Genomic DNA, 1,246 nt, shown 5'->3' on the forward strand with positions numbered 1-1,246 from the left:
TAGTTAAGTCTTTAAGATTATTACTAGGAGGTTGTGTCCAATGTCAAATCAAAAACACGGTAAACGTTACAATGATGATTTCAGAAAGATGGTTGTTGATTTATATTGTTCAGGTCAAACGGTTAGAGAATTAAGCAGCGAATATGGCGTTTCTGAAGTAACTATTTATGCATGGATTAAAAAATTCAATCCAGTAGAGTTAGAGGATGGTTCATCCGTTACTCCAGACGATTATGCAAACATGCAAAAAGAAATGTTTAAGCTACAACAGGAGAATGAAATATTAAAAAAAGCTATGGCCATATTCGCGAAAAAGTAAATGACACTAATGTTATTGAAATAATTAACCAAGAAAAAGAGCATTATCCTGTTCACACTTTGTGTGACGTACTTGGTGTACCTAGAAGCACGTATTATCAATCATTAACGACTTCCATCTCTAAGCGTAAGCTGGAAAATCAACAGCTGACTAAAGAAATCATACGAATCTACGCTGATAGTAAACAACGTTATGGTGCACCAAAAATTCACCATTTATTAGTAGTGGCCGGCTATCGTGTAAGTTTAAAACGTGTGCAACGCCTGATGAAAAAAGCGAATATCAAATCCATCACAACTAAGAAATTCCGTCCAACACCAAGTAAAGAAAAGGTTGTGGAACGTGAGAATATTTTAGAGCGTGATTTTGAGACAAAAACAATCAATGAAAAATGGGTTGGCGATATAACTTATATCCATACGTTAAAGCATGGTTGGTGCTATTTGGCATCTGTTTTGGATTTACATACAAGAAAGATTGTCGGCTATTCCTTTGGTCGAACAATGACAACGGATTTAATAAGTACCGCATTACAAAATGCAAATGAAACACAACAACCTAAGGAAGGGCTCATATTTCATTCAGACCTTGGTAGTCAATATACAAGCGATGAATTCGCCAATTTAATTGAAACGTTTAATATGACGCATTCATTTAGTTATAAAGGTAGTCCCTACGATAATGCATGCATTGAATCATTCCATGCCATTTTAAAGAAAGAAGAAGTAAACCATGTTCAGTATTTAGATGAATACTCAGCAAAAATAGCATTATTTCAATACATTGAAGGTTGGTATAATCGCAAAAGAATTCATGGCAGTATAAATTACATGACGCCACAAGAAGCAGAAAATTTCTGCCGAAATGCTGGCTAAAAATATCATTGAAAACTTAAACTATTTGTGTCCAAGATATTGACATAGATCC

The 1,246-nt window shown here is 34.5% G+C and carries 1 protein-coding gene; it reads left to right on the forward strand.

The features are described from left to right. The first annotated feature begins 40 nt into the window (after nt 1-40). Nucleotides 41-1,194 (forward strand): IS3 family transposase gene (locus ASE01S_RS15335; protein ID WP_373277971.1). Its coding sequence is split into 2 segments (ribosomal slippage): nt 41-284 and nt 284-1,194, totalling 1,155 coding nucleotides; the frame shifts between segments, so codons are not numbered across the junction. The last annotated feature ends 52 nt before the right edge of the window (nt 1,195-1,246 follow it).

The organism is Amphibacillus sediminis NBRC 103570 (genome assembly GCF_001552275.1).
GTDB lineage: Bacteria > Bacillota > Bacilli > Bacillales > Amphibacillaceae > Amphibacillus_B > Amphibacillus_B sediminis.